Raw genomic sequence first — 4,293 nt, 5'->3', positions numbered from 1 at the left:
CTCGCTCGCTGAGCGTTGCTCAGCAAACGAGAGCAAAGGTCCCTTGCTCACCTCCGGGCCGAGGTCAGGACTTCTTGCGCCGGATCATGCTGCGCACCTTCTTGATCGTCTGCTCGAAGTCCGAGTCGAACGGGTTGTCGTGCACCAGATAGGTCCACGTCGTGTTCGCCCGACGCACGCCGGCGTCGGCCAGATCGATCCCGTCGTCGGTGATCTCGGCTTCCTCCAGCGTCTTCGCCGCGCGCGAGACCGACTCCGGGATGATCTTGTGGAACTCCGGGATGGCCGCGCGGTGGAACTCGTCGAGCGGCGTCTCCCGCGCCAGCGCCCGCAGGTGGATGCTCTCGCGCACGTCCGTCAGGTACGCCAGGTGGTCCGACCACAGCTGGTCGAGGTGGTACAGCAGCACCTCACGGCAGATCTGCTCCAGGCGGGCTTCGTCGTCGAGCTTCTCCTTCAGCTCGCCGAACTTCTCCGGCTGCGCTTTTTCCAGCTCCTCGGTCGCCAGCGCCGTCCGCAGCACCTTGTCGCGGTGCGCCAGCAGGTCGCCGCGCTGCCGCTCGATCAGCCGGGTGTACCGCCAGGTGTTGCGGTGGATCTCCAGGTCGACGCCCTCGGCTACGCGCTGGGCGTGGTTGAGCTGTCGTAGCGCGGCCGGGTCGGTGATCTCGCCGGTGTCGGGATCCGAGTCGATGCCCTCGGGGATGTCCGGCGCGTTCGAGAGCACGAGTTCGTCGTTGAGGCTGGCGAAGAAGATCGCGCTGCCGGGGTCGCCCTGCCGCCCGGACCGGCCGCGCAGCTGGCCGTCGAGACGGCTCGACGGGTAGCGCGCGGTCCCGATCACGTGCAGCCCGCCCAGTTCGACGACCTCCTCGCGGCTCGAGCCGTCGGTGCCGCCCAGCCGGATGTCGGTACCGCGGCCCGCCATCTGCGTCGAGACCGTGACCGCGCCGCGCTTGCCCGCTTCGGCGATGATCGCGGCTTCCTCCGCGTCGTTGCGCGCGTTCAGCACGACGCATTCGAGATCGACCTTCGCCAGTTTCTCCGCGAGTTCCTCGGACTCGGCGACGTCCTGGGTGCCGACCAGGATCGGCCGCCCGGTCTCGTGCACCTTCCGGATCTCGTCCTCGATCGCCCGCAGCTTCTGCGACGGCGACGCGAAGATCCGGTCCGGCAGGTCCTCTCGCACGTTCGGCGTGTTCGGCGGGATCACCGCGACCTCGAGCTTGTAGAACTCGCGCAGCTGCTCGGCCACCGCGACCGCGGTACCGGTCATGCCCGCGACCTCGGGGTAGCGCGCGAGCAGCGCCTGCACCGTGATCGAGTCGAGGATCTCGCCACGGTCGGTGGCGGTGACCTGCTCCTTCGCCTCGACGGCGGCCTGGAGACCGTCCGGCCAGCGCTGCAACTCCGCGACCCGGCCGCGGGCGGCGTTGATCAGCTGCACCTTGCCGTCGCGGACCAGATAATCGACGTCGCGGGTGAGCAGCGCGTGCGCGTGCAGCGCTACGTTCACCGCGGCGAGCCGCTCCGAGCCGGAGTCGCCGTAGAGGTCGATGCCGCCGAGCGACTTCTCCACCACGGAGGCCCCCGCGGTGGTCAGCCACGCGTTCCGGCCGTCGGAGTCGGTCTCGTAGTGCAGGCCCAGCCGCAGCCGGCGGACGACGTTGGCGACCTCTTCGTCGGCGTCGGTGTGGTCGATCGACCCGGCCATGACCAGCGGCACCCGCGCCTCGTCGACCAGCACCGAGTCGGCCTCGTCGACGATTGCGATCTCGGGGTCTGGCTGGACGAGATCCTCCTCGTGGGTGACCAGCCGGTCCCGCAGCACGTCGAAGCCGATCTCGGCGACGGCGCCGTAGGTGACTTCCTTCGCGTAGGCCTCCTTGCGGTCTTCCCGCGAGTGCGCGGGCTCGACCCAGCCGACGGACACGCCGAGCAGCGCGTACACCGGGCCCATCCACTCCGCGTCGCGTCGCGCCAGGTAGTCGTTCACCGTGACGACGTGCACGCGCTTGCCACGCAGCGCGTAACCCGCCGCCGCCAGCGCGCCGGCGAGCGTCTTGCCCTCACCGGTCTCCATCTGCACGACATGCCCGGTCAGCAGGCCCATGGTGCCCAGCACCTGGACGTCGAAGGCCCGCTCGCCCAGCGCGCGCCGCGCCGCCTCGCGGCCCAGCGCGCACACCTCGACCAGCTGGTCGTCGCCGAAGTCCGTGACCTCACGCACCTTGCCCGCGCGCTCGGTCAGCTCCTCGTCGGAAAGCTTCTCCAGTTCGGGTTCGAGCTTTTCGACGGCGGGCAGCAGTGCCTCGTACCGGGTCAGCTCGACGCTGCCCGGCCGCTGGATGATCCGGCGGAGCCGCTTGCCCACCCGGCTGATCAGTGCTGCCACCCCTGGTCTCCCGTCTATCTGTGTCCGAGCACACCCCGTCCCGACCAACGCGGGACAGGTGCGTCCGAGTTCCGCGCCTGCCCGGATGGCACGATCCAACCGTGCCTCCCCACATCAGCGCCAGGTCCCGTACCCGCCGAATCGCCGCGCTCGCGGCGTCCGGCCTGCTCGCCGTCACGCTGGCCGCGTGCTCGACGGGGCAAAAGTCCGCGCCGCCCGCGCCGTCGACCGAATCGCACGCACCGGTCGGGCCGGTACCCGCCGGTTTGGAGCGGTTCTACGGACAGAGTGTGACCTGGGCCGACTGCGCACCCTACGCGACCTCCGCCGAAGCGAAATCCGCGTTTCGTACGAAAGATGTCCAGTGCGCCAGGCTGACCGTGCCGCTGGACTACGGCAAACCGGACGGATCGACGATCACGCTCGGCCTGCTCCGCCGCAAGGCGACCGACCAGGGCTCGCGGATCGGCTCGCTGGTGGTCAATCCGGGCGGGCCCGGCGCCTCCGGGATGACCGCCGCGGCCAGCCTCGCCGGGCAGACCGCGAACACCGCGCTCGGAAAGCGTTTCGACCTGGTCGGCTTCGACCCGCGGGGGATCGGCGCCAGCGAACCGCAGATCCGCTGCTTCACCGACGTCGAACGTGACGCCGACCGTGCGGACGACATCGAGACCGACGGTTCGCCCGCGGGAGTCGCGAAGCAGGAGCAGCAGAAAAAGGACTTCGCCGCGAAGTGCGCGCAACGGACGCAGCACGGCGACGAAATGCTCGCCAACGTCGGCAGCCGGGACGTCGCGAAGGACATGGACGTCCTCCGGTCGGTGCTCGGCGACGAGAAGCTGACGTACCTGGGCTTTTCCTACGGCACCCGGATCGGCACCACCTACGCCGAGGAGTTCCCGCGCAATGTGCGCGCGATGATCCTCGACGGCGCCGTCGACCCCCAGCAGGACGCGACCGCGTCGCTGGTCGCGCAGGGTGCCGGATTCGGCAAGGCGTTCGGGGAATTCGCCCGATGGTGTGCCGGCCAGCAGGACTGCGCGCTCGGGCCCGACGCCGGCGGGGCGGTGAAGGCCTACCAGGACCTGGTGCGCCCGCTGATCGACTTCCCGGTCCCCGTCGGCGACGGCCGGAAGCTCTCCTACGAGGACGCCACGACCGCGACGATCCAGGCGCTCTACCAGCAGAGCCTGTGGGATTCGCTGAACTCGGGGCTCAACGAGCTGAAGCGGCAGCGCGGCGCCACCCTCGAAAAGCTCGCCGATCTCTACAACGAACGTGGCACCGACGGCCGCTACGGGACGACACAGGACGCGTTCACCGCGATCCGCTGTGTCGACGACCCACGGGTCACCGACCCGAAGACGATCGAGCAGGCGCAACAGAAGTACGTCCAGGTGGCGCCCTTCCTCGACGACGGCCGACCGGCCAGCTCGGCCCGCGACGCCTGCGCGTTCTGGCCGGTGCCGAACACCTCCCAGCCGCATCTGCCGAACGTCGAGGGCCTGCCGAAGCTGCTGGTCATCTCGACGACCAACGACCCGGCGACCCCGTACCAGGCCGGGGTGAACCTGGCGAAGGCACTCAAGGGAGCTTTGCTCACGTTCGAGGGCACCCAGCACACCGTGTTCCTGCAGGGCGTCGGGTGTGTGGACAAGGCAGGCACCGACTACCTCGTCGACGGCACGCTCCCCGCGGAGGGCAAGCGCTGCTCGGCGTCCTGAACGCCCGGCTGGGACGATCGGCCGATGGCCCGGTCACGTCACGCTCCCGTCGCGCTCGCGATGGCGATGGTCCTGACGTGGGGGGGGGGGGGGCCCCCCCCCCCCCCCCCCCCCCCGCCCCCCCCCCGCCGCGCCCGCGCGCTGACGAGACCCACACACCCACCAGAGGGCGGG

2 protein-coding genes are annotated in these 4,293 nt (G+C 70.3%); one reads left to right on the top strand and one right to left on the bottom strand.

Translation table 11 applies throughout. The features are described from left to right. Positions 1 to 64 precede the first annotated feature (64 nt). The gene (secA2, locus tag ACFWX1_RS43870; protein ID WP_378395833.1) at positions 65 to 2,395 is read right to left on the bottom strand and encodes an accessory Sec system translocase SecA2; all 2,331 of its coding nucleotides are present in this window, start codon (positions 2,393 to 2,395) and stop codon (positions 65 to 67) included. Between the two features lie 140 nt (positions 2,396 to 2,535). On the opposite strand from secA2, the gene ACFWX1_RS43865 reads away from it, so the two are divergent. Then, positions 2,536 to 4,119 carry an alpha/beta hydrolase gene (locus ACFWX1_RS43865; protein ID WP_378395843.1) on the top strand — a complete coding sequence of 528 codons (1,584 nt, stop codon included), beginning with the start codon at positions 2,536 to 2,538 and terminating at the stop codon, positions 4,117 to 4,119. The last annotated feature ends 174 nt before the right edge of the window (positions 4,120 to 4,293 follow it).

This window comes from Amycolatopsis sp. NPDC059021 (assembly GCF_042739895.1).
In the GTDB taxonomy this organism is placed as follows: Bacteria; Actinomycetota; Actinomycetes; order Mycobacteriales; family Pseudonocardiaceae; genus Amycolatopsis.
This window is presented reverse-complemented; position numbering and strand designations above follow the sequence as displayed.